The sequence below is a fragment of the Micromonospora sp. NPDC050200 genome (assembly GCF_040656135.1).
In the GTDB taxonomy this organism is placed as follows: domain Bacteria; phylum Actinomycetota; class Actinomycetes; order Mycobacteriales; family Micromonosporaceae; genus Micromonospora.
This window is the reverse complement of record NZ_JBFALG010000064.1, coordinates 10,260-36,099: the sequence shown is the minus strand read 5'-3', so window position 1 is coordinate 36,099 and position 25,840 is coordinate 10,260. Positions and strand designations below refer to the sequence as shown.

Here is a 25,840-nt window from a genome sequence, read left to right as displayed (position 1 = left end):
GCCCGCGGCGCGCTGGACGCGGCGCAGGAGCGGCTGCGCGCCGCCTGGCGCGGCTTCGACACCGCCCGGGACGGACTGGCCCACTTCGGTCCGCCGGCCACCGACCGGGACGACGTCGCCGCCGCCTGGAACACCCTCGTCGACTGGGCCGCCGGGCAGGCGGAGCGGCGGCGGGCGGAACGGGTCGGGCTGGCCACGGCGGTGGCCGACGCGGAGACCGCCGCCGCCGCCGTCGAGAAACGGATCGGCGGCCTGCTGACGGCCGCCGGGCTGCCCCCCGCCGACGACCCGGTCCACGCGGTCGCGGTCGCCCGGGAACGGGCCGAGGCGGACCGGCGCCGGATCGAGGAACGCCGCGAACAGGCTGGTGAGCTGCGCCGGCAGCGGGACGAGCACGAGCGGCAGGCGCGCACGGCGCGGGCCCTCGCGGGGCACCTGCGGGCCAACAACTTCGAGCGGTGGCTGCTCGCCGAGGCGCTCGACCTGCTGGTCGACGGCGCCTCCGGGATCCTGCGCGAGCTGTCCAACGGCCAGTACGACCTGGTCCACGACAAGGGCGAGTTCTCCGTGGTCGACCACCACGACGCGGGGCTGCGCCGGGCGGTGCGCACCCTCTCCGGCGGGGAGACGTTCCAGGCGTCGCTGGCGCTGGCGCTGGCGCTGTCGGAGCAGCTGGCCGGGATGTCCACCACCGCGGCCAGTCTGGAGTCGATCGTGCTGGACGAGGGCTTCGGCACCCTCGACGCGGCCACCCTGGACACGGTGGCCGCCACCCTGGAGAGCCTCGCCGCCCGGGGCGACCGGATGGTCGGCGTGGTCACCCACGTGCCGGCGCTGGCCGAGCGGATCCCGGTCCGCTACGAGGTCCGCAAGGACGCCCGCACCGCCCGCGTCGAACGGACCGGCCTGTGAGCGCGAGGAGTGCAGCGCAGCGGAGCCCCGCAGCCGCGAACGAAAGGCCAGCCCTGTGAACGCGAGGAGTGCAGCGCAGCGGAGCCCCGCAGCCGCGAACGAAACGGCTTGCCCGGTGACCGGGGCGCGGGCGACCCGGCGGTGGGCGACGTGACCGGGCCGCGGCTCTTCGTCGACGCCTGGGACCCGTCGTACGGGGCCTCCTTCGAGGCCTCGGTGGGCGGGCCGGCGGCGCCGAGCAGCGCCCAGGTCGAGGCGGACGTCGAACTGCCGGCCGTGGACTGGCGGGCGATCGGCCCCCGCCCGGGCCTGCGGGCGCCGGACGTGGTGCTGCTCGTCGACGGGGTACGCCGGATCGACGCCAGCGTCTGGACGGCCGAGGACGACGGCGCCTCGTTCCCCGGCATCGCCGCCTCGTACGCGGCCGGGGTGGTCCGCTGCGACCTGGAGCGGGGCGCGGCGGAGCTGGCCGGGGCGCAGGTCGGGCGCGGGCTGTTCACCGCCAGCCCGTCGGCGCAGGAAATCGTGTGCGGGCGGGTCCGCTACCCGGTGCACCGGGTGGGCGGCACGGGCGAGCTGAGCAAGCTCCCGGCGGCCGTGCAGGCGCCGCTGACCGCGCTGGAGGTGGCGGTCTCCGACGCCGCGCGGGTGGACGGCGACCTGCTGGTGGTGGACGGGCCGCTGCGCAGCCGGCGGCAGTTGCCGCGCACCCTCGGCTACATCAAGACCCAGCACAGCCAGTACCTCGACGCCCGGCTCACCGCGGTGGTCACCGGGCTGCGGCCCGGCGAGCGATCACCGGTGTTCCGCCTCGGCACCGCCTGGGGCGGCTGGTCCTGGTATCTGCGCCTGCCGGTGGCGCTCGGCGCGCCCTGGGCCGGCATCGTGCGGATGGAGTGCTCGGCGGAGCTGCCGCCGGCGGAGGCGATCTCGCTGGCCGACCTGTCGCTGGTGACGCTGCCCCGGTTCGCCTCGTCGCCGTACAAGGACCCGCGCGCCCCGCAGAACCTGGTGCCGATCGCCGGGCTGGAGCGGCGGCTGCGCGCCCTGCTCGGCGACGCCCGGCTGCTGCACCGGGCGCTGACCATGGCCACCCGGGCCGGCGCGGCGGGCCGCTGATGGGTCGCCGCCGTGGCGACGACCGCGTCGTCGCGCCGGTTGACACCGGCGAGGCCGAGCTGGTGCCGGACCCGGACCGGCCCCGCTCGTGGACGCTGCTGCTGGACGGCGCCCCGCAGTCGCACGTGGACCTGGCCGACCCGACGCACCTGGAGTTCGAGTACGTCCGCCGGATCGGCGCGGCGCTCGACCTGCTCGCCCCGGCCGGCGCGCCGCTGCGGGTGCTGCACCTGGGCGGCGGCGCGCTGACCCTGCCCCGCTACGTCCAGGCCACCCGACCCGGCTCCACCCAGCGGGTGTCCGAGGTGGACGGCGCGCTGGTCGACCTGGTGCGGCGGGCGCTGCCCTGGCCCGCCGACCCCCGGCTGAAGGTGCGGGTGGCCGACGCCCGCGCCACCCTCGCCGCCACCCGGGACGCCGCGTACGACGTGGTGGTCGCCGACGTCTTCGCCGGCGCGCGTACCCCGGCGCACCTCACCTCGGTCGAGTACGCCGCCGAGGTGGCCCGGGTGCTGGCCCCGTCCGGCTGGTACCTGGCCAACCTCGCCGACGGCCCGCCGCTGCGGCACGCCCGGGCCCAGGTCGCCACGGTCCGCACGGTGCTGCCCCGGGCCTGCCTGGTCGGCGACGCGGCGGTGCTGCGCGGGCGCCGCTACGGCAACCTGGTGCTGGTCGCGGGCCGGGTCGAGCCGCCGGTGCCGGAGCTGACCCGGCGCGCCGCCGGCGACTGGTTCCCGGGTCGGGTGGTGGCCGGCGCGGAACTCGACCGCTTCGCCGGTGGCGCCCCGGTGGTGCGGGACGTCGACGCGACCGACTCCACCCCGCCGCCACCCGGAATTTTTTCGGTACGCCGTTGATCCGACGGGCCGGCCCCTCCGTACCTTGGGGCGGCCCTCCCCGTGGGCCCGCTGATGTCATCGGACAGCAGGAGGTCTGCATGGGTGCGGTCGCGGCCGGTCTGCACGGAGAGATGGCCAGGACAGGGTGGATGTTCGCCCGGGCCCGGCCCGTACCTCAAGGTCCGCCGACCGCTAATCTGGCAGCCCAGCGGCGGCTGACACATTTGTCCACGGTCGACAGCACGACACCGCCGATATCCGGGGAGAGGAGCGGCATGGCGGCGAAGCGGAGCCGAGCACCCCTGCTGGTGGTGCTCGCGGTGGCCGGCTCCCTCATCGGTGCCATGGGCGCGACGGCGGCCGCGCGGTGGCCCGCGGACGACGACCGTCCCGCGATCGCGGTGCCCGCCCGGTCCACCTCGCCGACTCCCGCCGAGTCCACCTCGCCGGCTCCCGCACCGCCCGCGCTGGTTCCGCTGACGGTGCTCACGTGGAACGCGTGCGCCAACGCCAAACAGCGCTGTCCCGCCGCCAGCCGGCACCGGGAGCTCGCCGCCGCCATTGGTCAGGCGGCACGGAATCGCTCGGCGGACGTGCTGCTGCTGCAGGAGATGTGCGCCGACCTGCTGCCCACGCTGGGGAGCAGCCTCGGCGCTGATTGGAAGGTGCACTTCCGCCAGGCCACGACGGTCGCAGTCAGGCGCGGTAAACGGGTCAGCCGACCGGCCACCTGCGGGGCCGACGGAGGCCGGTACGGCCAGGCGGTGGCGGTGCGGGCGGCAGTCGGGCGGGGGGCCGGCGCGGCATCGCCCGTCCAGGCGTCCTGGCTGGTCCAGCTTCCGTCACCCAAACCCAGGAACGGCAGTTGGATGGAGCAGCGGTTCGCGGTGTGCGTCCGGTTGCGCGCGCCCCGGCTCCAGGTCTGTGGCGCCCACCTGTCAACGCCGGAGCAGGATCCCGACGGTGGGATTCGGGCCGCGCAGGCCGCGCGGCTCGCCGCCGAGGCGCGCCGCGGCCGCGCACAGGGATACCCGACCATCGTGGGCGGCGACCTCAACACCACCCCGGCCGCGACGGTGACCGGCAGGCGTCAGCTCGTCCTGCAACCGCTGTACGACCAGAACGTCGACTGCGACCTGGGCCGGATGCAGGCGACGTTCGGCACGATCAAGATCGACTACCTGTTCTCCGGACCCGGCATCAGGCCGCTCGGCTGCGAGGCGATCCAGGCACCGCTCTCCGACCACCGGATGCTGGCGGCCCGCTACGACCTCCACCCGAACCCGACCGGCGCCTGATCGGCGCCTGATCGGCGCAAGCCCGATCCGGACGGCGGGCGACGCGGCGTCCGGAGGTCACCGAGCCCGTCGGCCCGCTCCGGCAACCGGTCGGCCCCGGCAGGGACCGACACGGTGATCGTCGTCGACGTCAGCCGACCAGCGGCGGGCCGGCGCCGCTGCGCGTGCGAGGGTCAGCCGTTCTCCCACGGGCTGGGCACCGGGAAGTAGGTGTCCAGGAAGGGCGTGAGGACCGAGAGCTGGGCGGTCAGATCTTCCTCCGTGGAGAACGCGTCGTTCAGGCAGAAGACATGCCGGTCCCGGCGGGCGAGCAGGTGCGCCAGGCGCGCCGGGGTGTCCGGGTTCGACAGCTCCGCGATGGTGTAGCTCAGGTCCCCCGGCACCGCCCGACCCGTGTGGAACGCGTAGTAGTGGTGCAACGACGAGGCGATCGAGATGTCCGTCATGCTGCGGAAACGGCTGCCGGCGGTGACCCGGTGCGCCGCCGCGAAGGTTTCCTCGATCTCGTACAGCACGCTGCGTCGCAGGGCGTGGGGCATGTGCTTCATCTTCCGGCTGAGCACCGTACCGAAGCGCTCGGCGATCAAGGCACGATTGTTCTTCCCGGCCGCCGAGGAGGGGATGTCCTCCGCGGTCGGGGCGCCCGGCGGCACCAGGGCCGGCGACGGGAAGAACCGGGAGATGCCGTTGGCCAGGAAGAAGTCGCTGGGCAGCACCTCGGCGCCGAGGAAAACGTCGTCGTTCAGGTAGAGGAAGTGCTCCGAGAGCCCGTCGATGTGGTGCAGCTGGCTCTCGATGGCGTGCGAGTTGTAGGTCGGCAGCACGGACGGGTCGGCGAAGATCTCCCGGTGGCTGACCACCCGGATCCCCGACGCCGACGGATCCAACCACTCCGGCACCTGGTCGTCGGTCACCAGATAGACCTGGCGTACCCAGGGCGCGTACTGATGCAGCGACCGGAGCGAGTAGCGCAGTTCGTCGCGGCTGAGAAAGCGGGCCGCGCTCGCCGCCTCGGCGTGGTACGGGACGCCGGTGATCGCGGCGCGGCGGCGCAGCCACTCCGGGTCCGCGCCGTCCACCCAGGTGTAGACGACGTCGACCGGGAAGGCCACGTCGTGGGGCTGCCGTCCGGCGAACTCCTGCCGGGTTCGCGCGGTCGTCGCGGCGGTGTGCGGCACCAGGCCGGTGAAGAGCGACTCGGACGTCAGCACCGGCGGCGCCGACACCTGGACCCGATCGGCCACCGGGTTCCGGCGGGGGGCGACGAGTTCGTCGTCCTGCCGCGTCCAGAACTCGACCTCGCACCCGTACGCCTGGCCGAGCACGAGCCGGTGCCGGGGGTCGGTCCGGTACCAGGTGAGCCGGACGACCGGAGCGTCCGCAAGGCGGTCCCAGGTGCGCGGCTCGAAGCCGGCCGCCGGTGGCCGCTCGGCGTGGGCCTGCGGCACGGCGACGTAGCCGGGGACCCGGGCGCAGGCGGCGGCGAGCGCGGCGTACGCCCGTTTCCGGTCCGCCTCGTCGACGGCGACCACCGATGCGCAATCGGTCCTGCCGCGGACGCGGAAGTAGGCCACTCCCGCCTCGTCGAGGGCCGCCGTGACGGCGGTCAGATTCCCCGCCCGGGCGTGCAGCGGGGTGAGTTCCGCGTCGACCCGGGCGATGCGGGGCGCGCGGTCGGCGGTGACGACCACCCGGTCGCCTCCGGCCAGCAACTGCGGCTGCCGCCTCGCCATCCGCTCGCCCCGGCGCCCGGTCACCGCGGCGTCACCCGACGCCCGGGCGACCCACTGCTTCAACTGGTGTCGGGCCCGCGGACTCACCTTCATCGCGATGGCGCGGCGGGTCTGCGGGCTCAGCACCCTGCGGTAGACGTCAACGAGCCCTGACGGCTCCGCGAGTGCCCGTGGCGTCTCCGACGGCGTCGGCTTCGGGTCGGTCACCGGTGTCCTCCCGATCCGCCCGCACCGGCCGCTGACTCCCGCACCGGGACGCCCCGCCGACTCACCGCTGGGGACCCGGCAGCGCGGCGATGGCGTCGGCGACCCGCTGGCAGTTGTTCCGGTCCTGGACAGCAAAGAAATCGGCTGCCCGGCGGGAGTACTCCTCCTCGCGGGCGCACCCGTTCTCCAGGTACGTGACGATCGCGTCCACGGTCTCCTCCGCGGTCTCGCAGACCGGCCCGAAGCCATGCTCGCGATGCTCGAAGTAGCCCTTGCGGTAGCCCCCGATCGAGAAGTACTCCTCGCTGTCGAAGTGGGCGTAGATCAGGGGGGTGCCGAGATAGGCGACGTCGAAGGCGGTGGACGAATAGTCGGTGATGAACAGGTCGCACTGTCGGAGCGCGTCCTGCACGCTGCGCTGTGTCTGGTCCACCACTGCGAAGCACGGGTCCGGCGGCACCATGCTCGTCGACACGGACCGCATCTCGTAGTGCGGAAGGAACTCAAGGGTGTAACCGTGACGCTGCAGGCTCAGCTTCAGTTTGTCGCTGGCGAACAGCTCGCCCAGGAAGCGTGCGTACTTCGATGCCTCGAAGGGAAACCGCGGTGGCAGCGACGGGTTGTAGGAAGGACTGACCAGGTAGCTACGCCAGGTCGGCATCAGCAGAATCCGCCGGTGCCCCCGGTCTGGTACGAGCGCGTCGAAGCGCGGGAAGCCCAGCCGCTGGGCGGCGTCGCCGTAGTCGAAATGCTCCGACACGTAATCCGCTTCCTGGCCGGCTGCGGCGACGAACAAATCGACCGCGGTCTTGGCGCGGTGCAGACCGCCACTGACGTCCTTGTCCGTGACACCGTGCTGCAGGAAGACGCGTGCGGGGCTGATCCGCCAGTTCAAGTGCTTGAGGAACTGCCCCCGCTCCCACCGGCTCGGCAACATGTACGAGTCGATGTCGTACGAGTTGATCAGTTTGGTGGCGTGCAGCATCAGGAACTTGTGCCGGAACGAGTCGTACGTCACGACGTTGCCCAGCCCGCGCAGCCGCTCGCGGTCCGGGCTGTCCTTGGTCATCAGGTAGTAGACGTTTCGCCTGCGCTCCACCTTGCGGAGGTGGCGGAACAGGTGCCAGGAGTTGTCCTGGGCGGTGTCCTTGCGCTCGCCGACCAGCCAGATGTCGCGTCCGCTCATCAATGGCTCCGTGAGCAGACGCAGCAGACGCTGCTTCCAGAACGGACGGCGCGAGGCGACGTGCCGGAGGTCCTTGCGCAGCAACATACGCCGCCACCGGCGCCGACCCTCGGCGCCGCCGGCCTTCTGGACCAGCAGCATCGCGTTGTCCCGCCCCGTGAAGCCCGGCAGGATGCGGGTGTCGCCGGACAGCTTCATCGGGGCGTCGCGAAGGAAGGCCGCTGAGATCAGGCACTGCCGAGACGCCTGCCCGGTCTCGGTCATGAAGACGAGCCGCAGGCTGTGGTTCCCACCGCGCAACTGCGAGACCGGGACCTCAGCCGCGAAGCCGCCCCACTCCCGGCTGTCGTCGGCGGACTTCAGGTCGCTGCGGCGCTCGAGGGTGGCGGGCACGGTCAGCCCGCTGCCCCGCACCCGCAACCCGAGGGGCGTACGGATCGGTTTGTGCATGGGGAGGCCGTTGACCTGTACGTGCCCGGAGAGTTTGAGCGTCTCGCCGGACCCAATCAGCCGCACCTGTTCGAGCCGTACGGACACGGCACTCACCCTGGTCAACGGAAGCAGGGCCGGGGAGACCGGATAGTCCAGGTGCAACTCGCCGCCGCAGGCCACCACCCCTTGCACCCGCTCCCACGGGCGCGCGAACAGGTCGAAATCGTAGGACTTGAAGGCCAGGTACGCCACCCGGTGCCGGGTGTCGGCGGTCCAACGGGCGATGAAGGACGGGTCGATGTCGTGGTAGATCCGGCTGCACTTCTCGAAGATCTTCCACAGGTCCGCGTCCCCGAAGAGGGTGTGCGCACGCATCGCGAAGCCCTGGTAACTGCGGACGAGGAAGCGCTCGAGCACCTCGCGGCGGAAGACGTCGAGCTCGGGACGGAGATCGGCGAGCGTCTCGCAGAGCTCCAGGTGGTCCCAGTAGTTCTGCACCCGATCAAAAAGGTTGTCCATGATCGAGTTGCCGCTGACCCGCCGGCGGTACTGGTAGACCACCTGGTCCACCAGTGCGATGCGCTCAGCCTTGAGCAGCATGGGGACGGCAAGGAAGGCGTCCTCGAAGTGGACCCCCTCGCGGAACCGGAAACCGTGGGCCCGGAGCTGGGCGAGGTCGTAGAGCTTGTGGCACGGGCCCGCATCGAACACCAGCTCCGGCGCGTCGACCACGGTTTCGAGCAGCCGGTCGCCCTTGCCGAAGGGCTTCTTCCACAGGAACGCGGTCCGTTTCGGGAAGGTGTCCATGTCCCCGATGGCGATGCTCGCCTTGTTGTTCACGATTGCCGTGAGCAGCACCTCGATCGCGTGCGGCGGCAGGAGGTCGTCCGAGTCGACGAAGGTGACGTACGGCGTGTCCGCCAGGTCGAGCGCCAGGTTACGGGCGGCGCCCGGCCCGCTGTTCTCCTGCTGGATCGCGGTCACGTTCGGGTGCTCCGCGGCGAACTGCTTCGCCATGATCACGGAAGCGTCGGTGCTGCCGTCGTCCACCAGGATCACCTGGCACCGGTCGAACACGGTCTGCGCCGCGATCGATTCCAGTGTCTCGGGCAGGTAGTCCTCGACGTTGTAGACGGGGACGATGATCGTGACCTGGGGGGCAGGGCCTACCACACTGGGCTCCACTGGGGGTTCGCAGAGATGTTGACGAGCTGGTCGAAGCGTAATGTGCGACGGGAATCAACCGTCCGGTTCACGCGTCCCGCCGCTCTCCCGGTCGCTCGGCGGGGTACGTTCCCCAGCCGGGCGACGCAATGTCCTGCTGCGCCTCGCGGGTGGCGGCGATGCGCATCGAGGGCAGCGTGGGCGCGTCCAGTCGCGGACCGACCCGCAGTGGGGGCACGGTAGAGCCGTCCACCTGCCGCCTGAGGGCGGGCGTTGTCGGGGCATCCACCTGCCGGCCGTACCGATCCGCGCCGCGCGACTGCCGCCACAGCGCGCCGGCGCCAAGCTTCCGCCGCTCGGCGACCACGTCGTCGGGCAGCTCGAACGGGGCGGGGAACGGCAGGTAGCGGGACAGGAAGTCGGCCAGCATCCGCTCCTGCTCGGCGAAGGCCTCCGGATCGGAGTCGGTGTCGTTGAGGCAGAACACGTCACGGTGCCGCCGGGCCAGCAGCTCGGAGAGGCGGGTGGGCGTCGAGGGGTGACCGACGTCCGCGTACTCGTATTCGATCTCGCCTGGGACCGCCTGCGCGGTCAGGTACGCCCAGTACTGATGCAGCGACGACGGGATCGACAGGTCCCCGTGGTGGCGGAACTGATGCCGCGCCGTCGCGGTCACCTCCGCCAGCAACATCTGCTCGATCTGGTGCATGATGCCGCGCCGCAGCGCGAACGGGGTGTGCTTCATCTTCTGCGTGATGGTCACGCCGAACTGCCGCTGGATGTGCCGACGGTTGTTCTTGCCCGCGGCGTTCACCGGCGGGTCGCTGGCCCTCGCGTCGCCCAGCCCGAACTGCGCCGGGGAGAGGAAGAACTTCGCGATCCCGTTGGCATGGAAGAAATGGGTCGGCAGCAGCGGCCGGCCCAGGAAGACATCGTCGTTGAAGTAGAGAAAGTGCTCGGCGAGGCCCTCGATGCGGTGTAGGCGGGACTCGATGGCGTGCGAGTTGAACGACGACCGGCCGCCGAGGTCGGCGAAGAGCTCAGCGTGCGTGACCACCGTAACCATCGGGTGGGTGGGGTCCAGCCAGCTCGGCAGCTGACTGTCGGTGACCAGAAAAATCTTCCGCAGCCAGGGCGCGAAGCTGTGCAGCGACCGCATCGCGTACCGCAGCTCATCGCGGTTGTGGTAGCGCGACGTGTTGGCCGCCACCGCGTGCAGGGCGCCGTCGGGGGCGCCGAGCGCCGCCATCTTGCGGCGGAGCCATTCCGGGTCCGAGCCGTCCACCCAGGTGAAGACGGCGTCGATCGGGAAGCCCACCCGGTCCGGGGCGCGGACGGCCAGATCACGGCGGGTGCGGTAGGTGCTGTCATCCGCCTCGGGAACGAAGTGGCTGAGCAGAGCCGCGGCGACCCCGACCGGCTCCGCCCGGGCCGGGGCCTCGTCGATCACCGCGTTGTGCCGGGGCGCACGGACGACATCGCCCACGCGGGTCCAGAACTCGATCTCGCAGGCGAACTGGGCACCCAGGACCACACCCGCCCGGACGTCGGTCACCGGGAACCACACCTGGATCACCTCGGCCGGGGCCAGGTCCGGCTGGTTCCGCCCGGGTTGCACCGCCACGGTGCGCACGTGCGCGCCCGACAACGCCGGCGCGGAGCGGACCAGGCGACGCACGGCGTCCCGCTGGTCGACGAGGATGGCCACCGAGCTGCGCAGGTAGTCGTCGTTGCGAAGGCAGTGGTGGTCGATCCCGGCCGACTCGAGGGCGGACGTGACGGCCATGAGGTTGCGGTGCCACATCTCCAGCGGCGTCGCCGCGGCGACCACCTCGGCCTCGGTGCGGACGCCGCCGTCGGTGACCGTCACCCGAGAGCCGAGCGGGTGCACCGTGTCACCGCCGCGCGGCCGGGTGAAGGTGCGCACGAGGGTGAGCCGCCGGTGCGCGGGAAGCAGGTTGAGCAGCCCGCGCCGGACGGCGGGCGGGAGGAGGCGGTAGACGCGCAGGGCGATCATGCTGCTGGCCGGTCCGGTCGGACGGCCACCTCATCGGCGACCATCGTCAGTGCTGACGGTGGCGGGGAGAAACGCCGGGCACGACGTGCTCCGGCCGAACAACCGCACCAGCAGTCATCACCGCATGCCTTTCTCCACGGCCCCCGTTGCGCTGCCTGACGAACTGGACGAGGACCGGCGGTGAGCCGGTCTCCTGGCCACCAGTGATCCTCGCGATCTCGTACCGGCGGCCGTGTCCCGTGACGGGACTCCGACCAGCGCAGGTGGCACGCTAGCAGCGAGTTCACCCATGAGAAACCAAGGAATCAGCGGATCCGGGCCGAACCCGACGCCGCCATGTTTGATAAGTAGGCATTTGTATCACTTGCCGGAAAAATCCTGGCCGTTCAGGTGGGGGGACCACACCGGGACGGGCAGCCGGAAATTGTCCGGACGACTCTCCCGCCGAACCGTCGAGCACACGCCTCTTCCGCGGGGTGACGACCCGAGGTGGCAGAGTGGGTTGGTGACCGAGACCGAGCCCGCCGCGCGCCGGGCGCTGCGCCCGCCCGCCGACTACCGGCTCTCGGCCTCCGTCCGGTCGCTCACCTTCAGCCCGTACGACCCGTGCGCGCGGATCGCCGCCGGCACCTTCTGGTACGCCACCCGCACCCCGGCCGGGCCGGCCACCCTGGCGCTGCGCCCCGCCGGCGGAGAACTGCTGGCCGAGGGGTACGGCCCCGGGGCCGACTGGGCGGTCGAGCGCGCCGACGGCATCGCCGGGCTGCGCGACGACCTGACCGGGTTCGCCGAGCTGGCCGCCGCGCACCCGCTCGTGGCCCGGCTGGCCGCCCAGCACCGGGGGCTGCGGATGCCGGCCACCGGCCAGGTCTTCCGGCGGCTGCTGCGGGCGGTCTTCGAGCAGAAGGTGACCGGCAAGGAGGCGTACCGGGCGTACGCGGCGACCGTGCGGCACTTCGGCGAGCCGGCGCCCGGGCCGATACAGCCGCTGCTGCTGCCGCCCGGGCCGGAGGTGGTGGCCGCCGCGCCGTACTGGGTGTTCCACCCGTTCGGGGTGGAGCAGCGCCGGGCCGACACGCTGCGCCGGGCCGCCGCTGTCGCCGACCGGCTGGAACGCTGCGCGGACAGCACCGAGGCCACCCGGCGGCTGACCGCGATCGCCGGCATCGGCCCGTGGACCGCCGCCGAGGTGGTCCGGATCGCGTACGGCGACCCGGACGCGGTCAGCGTCGGCGACTACCACGTGCCGAACACGGTCGCCTGGGCGCTGGCCGGCGAGGCGCGCGGCGACGACGCCCGGATGCTGGCCCTGCTGGAGCCGTTCCGGGGGCACCGGGGGCGGGTCTGCCGGCTGCTGGAGGCCGCCGGGATCCAGGCCCCGAAGTTCGGCCCCCGCGCCCCCATCCGCTCCTTCGCCCGCTTCTGAGCCCGCCGGCCCCTGCGGTCCCCCGCGCCGCCTCCACACCCACCAGAGCGCGTCGTCCAGGAATTGTCGTTGCCGCCAGAGATCGACTCGTAGCGATAACCCCTGGATCGGCGCCGGGTTCGGGGGCCGGGGCGGGTCAGCGCCGGGCGCAGAGGCGGCGCAGGGTGCGGGCGAGCCAGTGGGCGTACCCGTGCTGGACGGCCCGGGCGACGGGCCCGGCGGCGCGGATGAACCAGCGGTCCGGCCGGCTGAAGGCGGTCACCTCGAACCACACCGCACCGGCGTCGTCGCGGGTGACCAGGAATGCCTCCTCGCCGCGCTCGGGGTGCCCGGGCAAGGTGCCGTAGCCGAAGCCGGCGCTCCGCTCGCCGTCCTCGACCCAGACCACCTCGCAGGGCCCCCAGATCCGCAGCGGCCCCACCCCCAGCCCCGGCGTGACCCGGGCACCCGGGGTGGCGCGTGGCGCGCCGGTGCGCATCCGTACGCCGGCCGTCCGGTGCAGCCGCCAGGTCAGCACGGCCTCGGCCGCGACGGCGAAGCAGCCCTCGGGCAGCCGGTACCGGTGGCGCACGTGGTGCCAGCCGGCCGGCAGCGGCCCGCGCCGGGTGGCCCCGACCTCCTGGTACGTCAGCTCAGACACGCGTCTCAGCGTAGGGCGGCGCACTGGTCCCCGCCGGCGCGGCCATGCCGGCGGTCGGCCGACGGGACGACCCGACCCGGCCGCGGTGACCCGCGTGGCGGGACGTCGGCCGGCCCGGCCGCGCGCCGGGGCGGGGATGTGCTGGAGTGGACCGGTGACCGAGGTGATCGTCGGACCGGCCGGCGTCGTGGATGCCGGGGAGATCCTCACCGTGCAGCGCGCCGCCTACGTCAGCGAGGCCCAGCACTACACGGACCCGTTCCTGCCACCGCTGACCGAGACCCTCGACGAGGTCCGGACGGTGCTGGCCGGGCCGACGATCGTGCTCGCCGCGCGGGCCGGGCACCGGCTGGTCGGCTCGGTGCGCGCCCGGGTGGCCGACGACACCGCTCACGTCGGCCGGCTCTCGGTCGCCCCCGACCAGCAGGGGCGCGGGGTCGGCAGCCGGCTGCTGGGCGCGGTCGAGTCCGCGTGCGCCGGCCGGGCCGTCCGGCTCGAACTGTTCACCGGCGCGGAGAGCGCGGGCAACCTGCGGTTCTACCGGCGGCACGGCTACCGGGTCGTCGGGCACCGGCCGGACCAGAACGGGGTACGGCTGGCGGTGCTGGAGAAGTCGCTGGTAAGCCCCGTTCGCAGCGTGCCCTGAGCCCGTCCACCCCGAGCCGCCGGTAGCGCCGGAGCAGCCGGCCGCCGAGCAGACCGGTCAGCGGCGCGAGCAGGCCGGTCTGCACCACCACGAGGTCCGCCCGGGCCCGGCCGTCGGAGAGCGGGTGCTCGCCCCGGGTGTGCACCTGGCGGCGACCGCCTCGTCCAGCAGGTGCCTGACAGGGGCGCCGGGGCTGTCCGACTTTCAGGCAAGGAAGCGGGACGGGTCGATCCCGGTGACCCGCCAGAAAGCCGGGCGCAGCCAGGGCTGCTCCAGCCGGGCGGTCGAGCCGAGCGTCAACGGGCCGGGCTCCAGCCGCCGGGCGGCGCGGAGCGCTCGCGCCCACCCGCGCCCACCCGCCCCGCCTCGGTGATCAAGAGGTTTGCGGCGGATCGGGGCCCATTTCAGTCCCCAAACCTCTTGATCAATCAGTGGGGTGGGGCCGGGGCCGGACTCACGCGGCCTCGCGCAGGTCGGCCAGGTCGAGCGGGGTACGCCGGCGGAGCAGCTCCGCCAGCTCGGCCACGGTGCCGACCTCGCCGAGCACGTCCTTGCCGCCGCCGAACTCGGCCGGGTAGCGGCGGACCAGCCGGTAGCGGTGCCGGCCCCGGATCAGCTCCACGCTGACCCGCCACCGCCCGCAGCAGCAGCACACCCACTCCACCCGGCGACGGTAGCTCTGAGCTGCGGAAACCCGATTCGTACGGGGAGGACGGGCGGGACGCACGGGGACACGCCACACCACCACCGACGGTGATCTGCCTCACGACTGTCGGTGCCGTCTGATTGACTGGTCGCCGTGGACCTGCCGATCAATCCGCCCGTGGAACCGATGCTGGCCAAGAGCGTGGCCCGGCTGCCCACCGAGCCCGGCCTGACGTACGAGCCGAAGTGGGACGGCTTCCGTTGCATCGTGTTCCGCGACGGTGACGAGGTCGAGCTGGCCAGCCGGGGCGGCAAGATGATGACGCGATACTTCCCCGAGGTGGTCGAGCAGGCCCGCCGGCAGCTGCCCGAGCGCTGCGCCGTCGACGGCGAGCTGATCGTGATCCGCCGGGACGGCCCGGGCCGCCAGCCCCGGCTCGACTTCGAGCTGCTCGCCCAGCGCATCCACCCGGCGGCCTCCCGGGTGAAGCTGCTCGCCGAGACGACGCCGGCCGACTTCGTCGCCTTCGACCTGCTCGCCCTCGGCGACGAGCTGCTGCTCGACCAGCCGTACCCGCACCGCCGGGCCCGGCTGGAGCAGGCGCTGGCCGGGGTCCGCCCGCCGGTGCACGTCACCCAGGTCACCACCGACCCGGAGACCGCCCGCCGCTGGTTCGACGTGTTCGAGGGCGCCGGGCTGGACGGGTTGATCGTCAAGCCGGCCGACCTGCCGTACGAGCCGGGCAAGCGGTCGATGTTCAAGGTCAAGCACGCCCGGACGGCCGACGTGGTGGTGGCCGGCTTCCGTTGGCACAAGTCCGGTCCGGTGGTCGGCTCGCTCCTGCTCGGCCTCCACGACGACGCCGGGGTGCTGCACCACGTCGGGGTGAGCGCCTCGTTCACCATGGCCCGGCGCGCGGAGCTGCTGGAGGAGCTGGCCCCCTACCGGGACACCGGCGGCGAGCACCCGTGGGTGCACGGCGACCACGAGCGCGGCCAGCGCATTCCGGGCGGGGTGAGCCGCTGGACCGGCACCAAGAACCTCGAATGGGAGCCGCTGCGCCCCGAGCTGGTGGTCGAGGTCGGCTACGACGCGATGGAGGGCGACCGGTTCCGGCACACCGCCCGGTTCGTCCGCTGGCGGCCCGACCGCGACCCCCGCTCCTGCCGCTACGACCAGCTCGACCGGCCGATCCGCTTCGACGTGGACCAGGTCCTGCGCGGCGACCCGACGGCCACCGTGGAGCCGGCCGCCGCCGGCCCGGCGTAGCCTGGCCGTCGACACGATCATGGAGGCAAGCTGGTGACCCGCACTCCCCACCCCGTCCGCCGGGTCCGGCTCACCCTCGCCGGGTTCGCCGCGGCGGCGCTGCTCGCCGCCGGGTGCACGCTGCCGGCCTTCGCGCCGCGCACCGAGACGCAGGGCGGGGCGGCGGCGCCGGGCACCACCCCGACCTGGCGGGACTGCCCGGAGGTCGCCGAGGACCTGGTCGGCCGCGGCGCGCCGGGGATGCGGTACGAGTGCGCGAAGATCGCCGTGCCACGCAACTGGGACACCGGCGGCGGCGCGACCGCCGGCCCGGGCGCCGGGGAGACCTTCGAGATCTCGCTGCTGCGGGCCCGGTCGTCCAAGCAGCGGGACCGGATCGGCTCTCTCGTGATCAACCCGGGCGGTCCCGGCGGCTCCGGCGTGGACACCGCCGTCTACCTCTCCTTCGGGCAGGCGTTCGGCGGGCTGCCCGCCTCGATCACCGACCGGTTCGACATCGTCGGGTTCGACCCGCGCGGGGTGGCCCGGTCCAGCCCGATCAAGTGCATCTCCGACGCCGAACTGGACACCAGCTTCGGCTTCGCCCCCGACCCGGCCAGCCAGGAGTCCTTCGACGACTACGTGGCGCTGAACCGGAAGATCGGCCGCGGCTGCGGCGACAAGTACGGCGACCAGCTGCCGCTCTACGGCACCGAGCAGGCCGCCCGCGACATGGACGCGGTCCGCGCGGCGGTCGGCGACGAGAAGTTGACCTACCTGGGCTACTCCTACGGCACCCTGCTCGGCGCCACGTACGCCCAGCTCTACCCGCAGCGGGTGCGTGCGCTGGTGCTCGACGGCGCGGTGGACCCGCAGCAGAAGCTGATCGCCGGTTCGGAGAGCCAGGCCAAGGGCTTCGAGCGCGCGTTCGGCAACTTCACCCGCTGGTGCACGGCCAACGCCGGCCGCTGTCCGATCGCGCCGGACGCCCGGGCGGCGGTGACCTCGGCGATCGACAAGGCGAAGGTCTCCCCGGTACGGGGCGCCGGCGGGCGGGAAGCCACCTCCGGCTGGGTCTTCTACGCGGTGATCTCCTCGCTCTACACGGAGTCGGGCTGGGAGGAGTTGGCGCGGGCCGTCGACAAGCTGGAGGGCGGCGACCCGACCGACGTGTTCCGGCTCGCTGACGCGTACGCCGGCCGGGGCGAGGACGGGCACTACTCGAACCTCTTCGACGCCAACCTGACCATCAACTGCGCCGACGAGACGGAGAAGCCGAGCCGGGAGCAGATCCGCCAGTTGCAGTCGCAGTGGCGGGAGAAGTACCCGCTGTTCGGGCCGAGCCTGGCGGTCGGGATGCTGGCCTGCGTGGAGTGGCCGGGGCAGCGGGATCCGTACCCGACCGGCAAAGCCGTCGGCGCGCCGCCGATCGTGGTGGTCGGCACCACCGGCGACCCGGCCACCCCGTACGAGCAGACCGCGCGGCTGGCCACGATGCTCGGCGTGGGGCGGGTGCTGACCTGGGAGGGCGAGGGGCACACCGCCTACCCGCAGACGACCTGCGTCACGGACGCCGTGGACGCCTACCTGATCTCCCTGACCGTTCCCGGGGAGGGGCTGCGCTGCCCGGCGCGTTGAGCGGCCGGCGCGGCTCCGGCTCGGGCAGCGCGATGCCCTGCCGCACCCTGCTGCCCGCTGCGGGCAACCGACGCCCGCACATAGTCGGGTATCGCTGTGGCAGGCTGCGGCCATGAGTGACGTGATCTTCCGGGAGGCGGTACGGGCGGACCTGCCCGCCGTCATCGCCCTGCTCGCCGATGACGTGCTCGGCAAGGCCCGCGACTTCACCGAGGTCGACGAGGCGTACGAGCGGGCCTTCGCCGACATCACCGCGGACCCGCGCAACCACCTGATTGTCGCCGACGAGGCGGGCGAGCTGGTCGGCTGCATGCAGATCACGTACATCCCGGGGCTGGGCCGGCACGGCGCCGAGCGCTCCCTGATCGAGTCGGTGCGGGTCCGCTCGGACCGACGCGGCCGGGGACTGGGCCGCCGGATGATGGAGTGGGCCGTCGACCAGGCCCGGCAGCGGGGCTGCGCCCTCGTCCAGCTCACCACCGACAAGACCCGTACCGAAGCGCACCGCTTCTACCACAACCTGGGCTTCGTCGCCAGCCACGAAGGCATGAAGCTGCCCCTCTGAGCTGAGGCGCGAGCCGCCGGCCCGCCCGGAAGCCCGGCCGGGGCGGCGCGACAGGGTGACATCACCGCCCTTTGGAGATGATGTCGTCAACGATTCACCGGCAGGTCGCCGAACGCCTCCGACCTTCCCACCCGCGCGCCCGGGCCCGGCGCCGGGCGACACCCCCGACCGAAGGTCGGCCAGCCGGCGGCACCCCGGGCTGATTCGTCCACGACATCAGCTCCAAAGCGACCGACCACCCAGACCGACCGGCGTCACCCTCGCCCTGATTCGTCCACGACATCAGCTCCACAGCGACCGACCATCCAGACCGAGGCCGGCGGTCACGTCGTGGGCAGATCCCGCGCCCGCCGGCGCCGTCGCCCCCACCGTCCCCGCCGGAGCGCCGGGGGTGCTCAGCCGTCGACCAGGTGGCCGTCGCGCAGGGTCAGGGTGCGGTCGGCGAGCTCGATCAGGGCCGGGTCGTGCGTGGCGACCAGCGCCGTCATGCCGCGGGCGTGCACCACCGCGCGCAGCAGGTCCATGATGGAGCGCCCGGTCTCCGAGTCGAGCTGGCCGGTCGGCTCGTCGGCGATCAGCAGGTCCGGCTCGTTGGCCAGGGCCCGGGCCACCGCCACCCGCTGCTGCTGCCCGCCGGAGAGCTCGTACGGCCGCTGCGCCGCGTGCCCGCCCAGCCCGACCAGCTCCAGCAGGACCGCCACCCGCTCCTCCCGCTCCGCCGCCGGCACCCGGGCCAACCGCAGCGGCACCCCGACGTTCTCCGCGGCGGAGAGGATCGGCACCAGCCCGAAGGTCTGGAACACGAAACCCACCGTGCCCCGGCGCAGCCGCAGCAGCTCGGCCTCGCCGGCGGCCGTCACGTCGTGCCCGGCCACCCGCACCCGGCCGCTGTCCGGCCGGTCCAGCCCGCCGACCAGGTTCAGCAGGGTCGTCTTGCCGGCACCCGAGCGGCCCCGGACGGCCACCAGCTCACCCCGGCCCGCCACGAACGAGACGTCGCGCACCGCGTGCACCGCGTGCTCGCCCCGGCCGAAGGTCCGACTCACCCCCTCCACCCGGACCACCTCGTCGACGACGGCCGTGTCACCGGCCCGGACGGCGGAAACCTGCTCGCTCATGCGTCACTCCCGTTCGGTGCCGGCGTGCCGTCGCCGGGGCGGACCTCGACGTGGTCCGGTTCGAGGTTGAGTCGGACCCGGTCGCGCAGCGACAGCGCGTCGACGAAGGACGCCGGCAGCTGCATCCGGCCGGCCCGGTCGAGCACGGCGTACTCCTCACTGACCAGCTCGGTGCTGCCGTCGGCGCCGATCCGCGCCGTCCGGCGTACCTCGGAGGAGGTCCGGCCGTCGCGGATCGCGACGGTCCGGCGGACCTGGGTGGCCACCGCCTGGTCGTGGGTGACCACCACGATCGTCACGCCCAGCTCGGCGTTGATGGTGCGCAGCGCGGCGAAGACCTCCGCCCCGGTGGCCTCGTCGAGCTCGCCGGTCGGCTCGTCGGCGAAGAGCACCTCCGGGTCGTTCGCCACCGCCACCGCCACCGCGCAGCGCTGCTGCTCACCGCCGCTGAGCTGGCCGGGGCGCCGGTCGGCGCAGTAGCCCACCCCGACCAGCTCCAGCAGCTCCTCGGCCCGCCGCCGCCGGGCCCGCCCACCGCCGGCCCGGCCGGCCAGCCGCATCGGCAGCTCCACGTTCTCCCGGGCGGTCAGGTACGGCAGCAGATTCCGGCCGGTCTGCTGCCAGACGAAGCCGACCATGTCCCGCCGGTAGCTCAGCCGCCGTCGGTTGGACAGGGCGAGCAGGTCGTAGTCGGCGACCCGGGCGATCCCGGCGGTCGGGGTGTCGAGCCCGGAGAGGATGTTGAGCAGCGTCGACTTCCCCGAGCCGGACGCGCCGACGATCGCCACCAGTTCACCCCGGTCGATGACCAGGTCGAGCCCCTGGAGGGCGACCACCTCGACCCCCTCGGTCTTGAAGATCCGGACCAGGCCGTCGCAGACGATGTGCCCGCGCAGGCGGTCCTGCCCGCCGGCCCGCTCGGCCGCGCGCTGCGCGGCCCGCCGCTGCAACGCGGCCAGATCCGGTACGGCGGACGTTTCGGCGGTAGCGGTCATATCAGCTCTCCTCTCCGAGCCGGAGCACCTCGCCGAGGCGCATCCGACGGTTGTTCACGGCCTCGACCGCGACGGCGAAGGCCAGGGCCAGCAGGGCCAGCCCGAGCACCCCGGCGACCAGGCCGGGTTCGAAGCGCACCGTCACCGGTGCCCCGCCGGTGAACGCGGACAGCCCCAGCACCGGGTTCAGCAGCACCGGCAGCAGGGCGCCCACCACCGCGCCGGTCAGCACCGAGACCACCACCAGCGGGGTGAGTTCCACCAGCAGCAGGCCCCGCCACTGCCGACGGGACAACCCCATCGTGCGCAGCCGGGACAACACCTGCCCCCGGCCGCGCGCGCCGGCGAGCACCGCGAACGCGAGGGCGAGCAGCCCCAGGACGCCGCCGCCGGCCGCGCCGGTGGCGAAGCCGAAGACGAGCAGCCCGTTGACCCCGCTGCCGCCCAGCCGCTCCCGCTCGGCCGCCCAGGTCGTCACCTGCGGAGGCAGCGGTCGCTTCCCACCGGTCACCGTCCCGCTGGTCTGGTAGCGGGTCTGCCCCTCCTCGGCGACCCGGCTCACCGTCGCGGGGTCGACCGTGGTGTCCCCGGCGGCGAGCAGGAAACCGGTCGGCGCGAGCGGGTGCGGGCCGTCGGCGGGCAGCCCCGGCCAGGGCAGCACCAGGAAGCGCTCCGTCCGGCCCGGGATCAGCGGGAACTCCGCCGCCGTACCGGCGATCCGGAACGGCAGCCTGTTGCCCTGCACGTCCACCCAGCCGGGCCGGCGACCCGCGCCGTCGGCGAGCTGCGCGTCGGCGAGGGCAGCGGCGAAGTCCGGCGACACCAGCGCGGGCAGCGCCGTCGCGACGTCCCCGCCGGCCCGCAGCGCGGCGGGCACCGGCAGGTCGAGCCCCGAGCGCCGGGCCACCTCCGCGAAACCGGCGGGCTCCACCAGCAGCACGTACGCCTCGCCGGCCCCGCCGGGACGGCCGTCGGCGTCGGCGTACAGCCGCTGCCCGGGCGTGGCCAGCACGGGGGTGACCGCCCGGACCCCAGGCAGCGCGGCCAACTCCGTCGCCGTGTCCGGGGCGAACCGGTCACCGCTGACCAGCGCGTCGGCCGGCACCGTCCGGTTGGCCGCCCGGTCCCGCCCGTCCTCGATGCCGACGGCGACCACCCCGCAGAAGGCGGCCGTGGCGATCGCCAGCACGACCACCACCAGCGGCGCGGCCACCCCGGCCCGGCCGGCGCGCGCGGTGCCGAGGAAGGCGACCGCGCCGCGCGCCCGCGCCGCCATCCGGCTGAACAGCCGCAACGGCCACGGGTACGCCCGCAACGCCAACAGCGCGGCGGCGACCGCGAGCAGCACCGGCACCAACACCAGCAACGGGTCCACCTCACCGCCGAGGGCGAGGCCCCGCCGGCGCAGCAGAAACGCGGCGAGCGCGGCCAGGCCGACCACGGTGACCTCGACGGTCAGCCGGCCCGCGCCGCCCCGCCCGCGCAGCAGGTCCCGCCGGCCACCGCCGCCCCGCTGGCCGGTCAGCACCGCAACCGGCAGCGCCAGCGTGGCCAGCACCGCCGCGACCAGGGTCAGTCGGCTCGCCGCCCCGGGCGTTCCGTTCCCCAGCGGGTCGGCGGGGAGCAGGCCGCCGAGCAGCCAGCCGGCCACCGCGGCGGCCGGCACCACCAGCAGCGACTCGGCCAGGCCGCGCCCGACCACGGCGGTGACCGAGCCGCCCCGGGCGCGCAGCAGCACGTACTCGGCGCGGCGGCGGCGCACCGCCAGCCGGGCGGCCAGCACGGTCAGGCCGGCCAGCGTGGCGAGCACCCCCGCGGCGATGACGGTGAGCAGCGTACGGGCGGCGGCGAGCGAGTCCGCGTACTGCCGCAGCGGGATGTCGACGCCCTGGGCGAGCAGCAGCCCGGCGGGGCGCTTGCGGTCCAGCTCGGCGAGGCCGGCGACCACCGCGTCGAGGCGCCCCGGGGTGAGCCGCTCGGGGTCGACCCGGTACCGCCAGCCGAACCCGACCGCCCAGCCGTCCGCCGCCCGGTCGTCGAGGCCGGCCTCGTCGGTGTGGCCCACCAGCAGGAAGGGTTGGCCGTCGCCGACCGGCGGGGTCAGCCGCAGCGCCGAGGGGAGCGCGTCCCAGGCGCCGCCGTCCGGGTCGATGGGCCGGAACAGCCCGACCACCTCGACGGTCGTCGCCGCGTACTCCCGGCTGTCCGGGGGCGGGGTGAGCAGCGCGAGGTGCAGCCGGCTGCCGACACGCAGGCCGAGCTCCCGGGCGACTGTTTCGGCGAGCGCAGTCTCCACCGGCGCGCCCCGGGCCCGGGTCGCCCCCTCCCCCGGCCAGCGGCCGCCGACCAGGGTGGCCGCCTCCCGCAGTCCGGTCATGGTGCGCAGGCTGAGGTCGAACAGCCCCTTGTCGGCGGTGAGCTCCGGGCCGGTCAGCCGGCCGAATTCGGTCTCGGCGACGTACCAGCGCTCGCCGACCACGTCGCGTACCGGCGCGGGCATGCGCGCCAGCAGCGAGTCCAGGGTGGACCTGTGCGTGGCGGCGACCTGCGGCGTCCCCCGCGGCTGCACCTCGGCCGGCCGGGTGTAGAGCACGTCACGCCGGGCGCCCGGCAGATCGGCCATCTGCTCGCGCAGCCCCTGGCCGGACAGCCGGTCCGCGATCCGCGGGACCCCGGTCACCAGCAGCGCGGTGACCAGCGTCAGCACCGCGAGGAGCAGGAAGTGCCCCCCGTACGCGCGCACCCTGCGCAGCACCGCCAGGACACTCATCGTTCTCCCCCGATCCGCAGCCGGGCGGCCGCGACACGTTGCCGGATGCCGGCGGTCAGGACGGCGCTGAACGCCAGGGCGGCCAGCAGCAGCCCGAGCGCGGTCAGCCCGATCGGCGTCCAGGGCAGGGTGAAGGCCGCCTCCGGCACGGGCCGGCCGGCGCTCGGGGTGAGGATCACCAGCGGCGCCATGGTGGCGCCCACTCCCGCCCCGACCAGCAGGCCGACGGCGACCCCGATGCCGGCCAGGAAGGTCTGCTCGGCCAGCAGCGCGCGGGCCAGCAGGGGCGGCCCGGCGCCGAGGGTGTGCAGGACCGCGAGCTCGCCCAGCCGGTGCCGGGCGGTGGCCCACACGTCCACGGCGAGGCCGACCAGGGCCAGCAGCACCGACCCGAGGGCCGCGGCGAGCAGCCCGGTCCGCGCGCCCCGCCAGTACGGGTCCCGGGCGGCCTCCTCGGCGGCCGCCCGCCGGTCGAGGACGGTCACCGCGGGCAGTTCCCGGATCGCCGCCGCCGCGGCGGCGTGCCCACCGGCGTCGGTGCGCAGCCACCACTCCGGCACCGGCCGGACGGCGGCCCGCTGCCGGACCAGCCAGTCCGTCGCGGCGGGCAGGTCGATCAGCATCGCGCCCCCGGCGTCGGCGGCGCCCGGCACCGCGTCCAGCTCGCCGACCACCCGCACCGGCACGGACACCCCGGAGAGGGAGAGCGGGACGACGTCGCCGGCCCGGACGTTCAGCGCGGCCAGCACCTGCGGGGTGACCAGCGCGGGCACCGGTGCGTCCTTCCCCGCCGGTACGACGGCGAAGCGGACCGTCGGCTGGTAGGCGAAACGGCCCCCCGCGGTCAGGGAGATCTCGTAGTCGGCGTCCACCCCGCTGGCGGTGACGGCCGTCGTCGGCACCGGCGCCTCACCGATCGCGTCCACCATGGACCACTCCCCGGTCAGCGCGACCGGCTGGGCCGTGCCGGCCGCGTCGGCCACCCGCAGCCCGTCGACCCGGAGCCCGTAGCCGCGGGCCGCGGCGTCTCCGGCGTCGGCCTGGAACCCGGACACCCGCCATGCGGCACCGGCGGGCAGGTCCACGGCGAAGGGCACCGGGCGGTCGACGAACGAGTCGGTGGTGGCCAGCGGTAGTTGCATGGCCAGGCCGTCGGCGCGGGTGAGCAGGACCGACACCTGGATCCGGTGCGGGGCCACCGGCTGGCGTACCGGGGTCCGGACGGTGCCGGTGAGCCGCCGGGCGTCGGCGGGCAGCGGGACACCGGCCGGCGCGTCGCGTTCCCGGGTCATCCGGGCGAGCAGTTCGCCCGGCGGCTGGTCGGCGAGCCGGTCGGCGATCAGGGCCACGTCCGGGGCGGCAGCCGCGTCCAGGGCGAGCACGGTGGTCGGCAGGCTGGTGCGGCCGAGGCGTACCTCGTCCCGCCAGGCCGGCAGCACCTGCCGCACCCCGGGTACGCCTGCCAACTGGGCCGTCCGGTCGAGCGGCGCGGCGCCGCCGCGCTCGACGACCCGCAGGTCGGCCCCGACGCTGTGGTCGGCCTGGTCGGTCTGCGACCGCTCCCAGGTGCTGACCAGCGACCAGGCCAGGGTGCTGCCACCGACGGCGAGGGTGAGCAGCAGCACCGGCCCGGCGTGCGGGCGGCGGCCCGCCTGCCACATGCCGAACATCGTCGCCGTCCACGGCCGCCGGTCGACGAACCGTTCGGCGACCCGGGTGGCCGGAGGCAGCAGCCGTAGCGCGAGCACCGCCCCGGCGAGCACACCGAGGGTGGGGGCGACGGCGAGCAGCGGGTCGATGCCGAGCTGGCCGCCCGCGCCGGCCAGCGGCGACGAGTACTGCCGCAGCTGCGTCCAGGCGAGCAGGGCGAGCAGCACCAGGGCCAGGTCGACGCCGGCCCGCTGCACGGCGGCGGCCCGGGTGGGCCGGGACCGGGCGGCCATGTCGGCGACGTAGGTGCCGGCGCGGCGCAGGGCCGGCAGCACCATGGCGAGCAGGCAGCCCACCGCCGCGGCGAGCGCGACCGCCCAGACCGCCCCGGCGCCGCCGCCGTCCAGCCCAAGGTCGGCCGGGCCCTCCGCGGCGCCGAGCTGACGCAGCGCCACGCCGGCCAGCGGCGGGGCGAGCAGCGCGGCCGGCAGCACCACCAGCGTCGCCTCCCGTACCGCGAGGCCGGCGAGCTGGCCGCGGGCGGCGCCCCGGGCGCGCAGCAGCGCGGTCTGCGCCCGGCGGTCCTCGTTGAGCAGCGCGGCGACCAGCACCAGGGCGTAACCGCCGAGCACCACGATCAGCAGCAGCGGGGTGAGCAGCGCCGAGCGCCCCACCAGGTCGGCCCGGCCGAGCCGGTCGATCAGCCGGTCCAGGCCGGTGACGCTCTGCGCGGAGGAGCCGAGACCGGCGTCCTCGGGCACCTTGACGGCGGCGGTCGCGACCGCCCGTTTCACCTCGGTGAGCCGGCTCGGCGCGACGCTGCGGAAGTCCGGCTCGACCACCCAGGAGATCGAGGTGGAGCCGGGGAAGGTGCGGGCGAAGTCGGCCGGGTCGAGGGCGAACGGGCCGTACGAGCCGACGTCGCCGCCCGCGCCGCCGACTCCCGGCGCGAGCTGCCAGTACGCCGCTGCCGGGTCGCGGGGGCGGAAGATCCCGGCGACCACCACGTCGGCGGCGCGGCCGGAGCTGCGGTCGGTCATCGGCACCCGGGTCCCGGGGGTGAGCCGCAGCGCGCCGGCGACCCGCTCGGGCACGGTGACCTGGGGCGGGTTCGCCCCGGCGGTGGGCCAGTCCCCACCGACCAGCTCGGCGTGCCCGGCGAGGTCGTCGAGGGTGGCCAGGTCGGCGAAGACCGGGTCGTCGTCGGTGCGGGCGGCGCCGAGGTCGCCGGTCAGCTCCCGGCCGGTGCCGTGGCGGGCGCCGGACACGGTGACCCTCGCCCCGCCCAGCCCGTCGGCGAACCGGTCGCGGACCGTCCGGTCCCTGGCGGCGGCCTCGGTGGCGTCCCGGCCGCCGGAGCCGCTGATCAGCAGGCTGCGCTCGGTGGCGGGCGCGGCCTCCAGCATCGCCCGCTGCCCGGCGTCGACCGCCCGCTGGTTGTAGTCGGACAGCCCGGTGACCAGCGCCACGGCGACCAACGCGGCGGCCGCCGCCGCCAGCAGCAGGCCCCGCGCCTCATGGGCCCGCCTCCACACCAGCTTCATCCGTACGCCTCCCCCGGGGCCCTCTGTTGGGCCGGTGACCAGAGAGA

General features: G+C 74.4%; 18 protein-coding genes. 9 read left to right on the top strand and 9 right to left on the bottom strand.

Features of this window, described 5'->3' with window-relative positions; genetic code table 11:
- The 4 genes from AB0I41_RS29190 to AB0I41_RS29175 form a co-directional block, all read left to right on the top strand.
- Positions 1-912, top strand: a 912-nt coding sequence (locus AB0I41_RS29190) for an SMC family ATPase (RefSeq protein ID WP_357113796.1), incomplete at its 5' end; no start/stop codon positions are given.
- 150 nt (positions 913-1,062) lie between these two features.
- Positions 1,063-2,031: a hypothetical protein gene (locus tag AB0I41_RS29185; protein WP_357113800.1), complete on the top strand. Its 969-nt coding sequence runs from the start codon at positions 1,063-1,065 to the stop codon at positions 2,029-2,031.
- Complete coding sequence (locus tag AB0I41_RS29180) at positions 2,031-2,888, top strand: fused MFS/spermidine synthase (RefSeq protein WP_357113795.1); 858 nt, start codon at positions 2,031-2,033, stop codon at positions 2,886-2,888. Before AB0I41_RS29185 ends, AB0I41_RS29180 begins: the two co-directional genes overlap by 1 nt.
- A 257-nt stretch (positions 2,889-3,145) precedes the next feature.
- On the top strand, positions 3,146-4,168 hold the full coding sequence (locus AB0I41_RS29175; RefSeq protein ID WP_357113794.1) for an endonuclease/exonuclease/phosphatase family protein: 1,023 nt from the start codon (positions 3,146-3,148) through the stop codon (positions 4,166-4,168).
- Between the two features lie 173 nt (positions 4,169-4,341).
- Here the strand turns inward: AB0I41_RS29175 and AB0I41_RS29170 are convergent, their stop codons facing one another.
- The 3 genes from AB0I41_RS29170 to AB0I41_RS29160 form a co-directional block, all read right to left on the bottom strand.
- On the bottom strand, positions 4,342-6,108 hold the full coding sequence (locus AB0I41_RS29170; RefSeq protein WP_357113793.1) for a stealth family protein: 1,767 nt from the start codon (positions 6,106-6,108) through the stop codon (positions 4,342-4,344).
- 61 nt (positions 6,109-6,169) lie between these two features.
- Entirely contained in the window at positions 6,170-8,899 is a 2,730-nt protein-coding gene (locus AB0I41_RS29165) for a CDP-glycerol glycerophosphotransferase family protein (RefSeq protein ID WP_357113792.1), read from the bottom strand.
- A 79-nt stretch (positions 8,900-8,978) separates the two neighbouring features.
- Complete coding sequence (locus AB0I41_RS29160) at positions 8,979-10,907, bottom strand: stealth family protein (protein WP_357113791.1); 1,929 nt, start codon at positions 10,905-10,907, stop codon at positions 8,979-8,981.
- 505 nt (positions 10,908-11,412) lie between these two features.
- On the opposite strand from AB0I41_RS29160, the gene AB0I41_RS29155 reads away from it, so the two are divergent.
- Positions 11,413-12,333, top strand: a complete 921-nt coding sequence (locus AB0I41_RS29155; RefSeq protein WP_357113790.1) for a DNA-3-methyladenine glycosylase 2 family protein — start codon at positions 11,413-11,415, stop codon at positions 12,331-12,333.
- A 136-nt stretch (positions 12,334-12,469) separates the two neighbouring features.
- On the opposite strand, the gene AB0I41_RS29150 is transcribed toward AB0I41_RS29155, so the two are convergent.
- Complete coding sequence (locus AB0I41_RS29150; protein ID WP_357113789.1) at positions 12,470-12,973, bottom strand: DUF1990 domain-containing protein; 504 nt, start codon at positions 12,971-12,973, stop codon at positions 12,470-12,472.
- Between the two features lie 136 nt (positions 12,974-13,109).
- Between AB0I41_RS29150 and AB0I41_RS29145 the strand changes: the two genes are divergently transcribed.
- Positions 13,110-13,619 carry a GNAT family N-acetyltransferase gene (locus AB0I41_RS29145; protein WP_357113799.1) on the top strand — a complete coding sequence of 170 codons (510 nt, stop codon included), beginning with the start codon at positions 13,110-13,112 and terminating at the stop codon, positions 13,617-13,619.
- Between the two features lie 454 nt (positions 13,620-14,073).
- On the opposite strand, the gene AB0I41_RS29140 is transcribed toward AB0I41_RS29145, so the two are convergent.
- Positions 14,074-14,283: a hypothetical protein gene (locus AB0I41_RS29140; protein WP_357113788.1), complete on the bottom strand. Its 210-nt coding sequence runs from the start codon at positions 14,281-14,283 to the stop codon at positions 14,074-14,076.
- A gap of 135 nt (positions 14,284-14,418) precedes the next feature.
- On the opposite strand from AB0I41_RS29140, the gene AB0I41_RS29135 reads away from it, so the two are divergent.
- From AB0I41_RS29135 to AB0I41_RS29125, 3 genes are all read left to right on the top strand, one after another.
- Positions 14,419-15,534 carry an ATP-dependent DNA ligase gene (locus AB0I41_RS29135; protein WP_357113787.1) on the top strand — a complete coding sequence of 372 codons (1,116 nt, stop codon included), beginning with the start codon at positions 14,419-14,421 and terminating at the stop codon, positions 15,532-15,534.
- Between the two features lie 99 nt (positions 15,535-15,633).
- Positions 15,634-17,151 (top strand): alpha/beta hydrolase, encoded by a 1,518-nt coding sequence (locus AB0I41_RS29130; RefSeq protein WP_357113798.1) that lies wholly within the window; start codon positions 15,634-15,636, stop codon positions 17,149-17,151.
- Positions 17,152-17,263: 112 nt separating this feature from the next.
- Positions 17,264-17,716 (top strand): GNAT family N-acetyltransferase, encoded by a 453-nt coding sequence (locus AB0I41_RS29125; protein ID WP_357113786.1) that lies wholly within the window; start codon positions 17,264-17,266, stop codon positions 17,714-17,716.
- A gap of 395 nt (positions 17,717-18,111) precedes the next feature.
- Here AB0I41_RS29125 and AB0I41_RS29120 read toward each other — a convergent pair whose 3' ends face one another.
- From AB0I41_RS29120 to AB0I41_RS29105, 4 genes are read right to left on the bottom strand one after another with little or no spacing between them, the layout of a single operon-like run.
- Entirely contained in the window at positions 18,112-18,834 is a 723-nt protein-coding gene (locus AB0I41_RS29120; RefSeq protein WP_357113785.1) for an ABC transporter ATP-binding protein, read from the bottom strand.
- The gene (locus AB0I41_RS29115; protein WP_357113784.1) at positions 18,831-19,829 is read right to left on the bottom strand and encodes an ABC transporter ATP-binding protein; all 999 of its coding nucleotides are present in this window, start codon (positions 19,827-19,829) and stop codon (positions 18,831-18,833) included. Before AB0I41_RS29115 ends, AB0I41_RS29120 begins: the two co-directional genes overlap by 4 nt.
- 1 nt (position 19,830) lies before the next feature.
- Positions 19,831-22,599 (bottom strand): FtsX-like permease family protein, encoded by a 2,769-nt coding sequence (locus tag AB0I41_RS29110; RefSeq protein WP_357113783.1) that lies wholly within the window; start codon positions 22,597-22,599, stop codon positions 19,831-19,833.
- On the bottom strand, positions 22,596-25,793 hold the full coding sequence (locus tag AB0I41_RS29105; RefSeq protein ID WP_357113782.1) for an FtsX-like permease family protein: 3,198 nt from the start codon (positions 25,791-25,793) through the stop codon (positions 22,596-22,598). The genes AB0I41_RS29110 and AB0I41_RS29105 overlap by 4 nt, the downstream gene beginning before the upstream one ends.
- Positions 25,794-25,840: the final 47 nt, after the last annotated feature.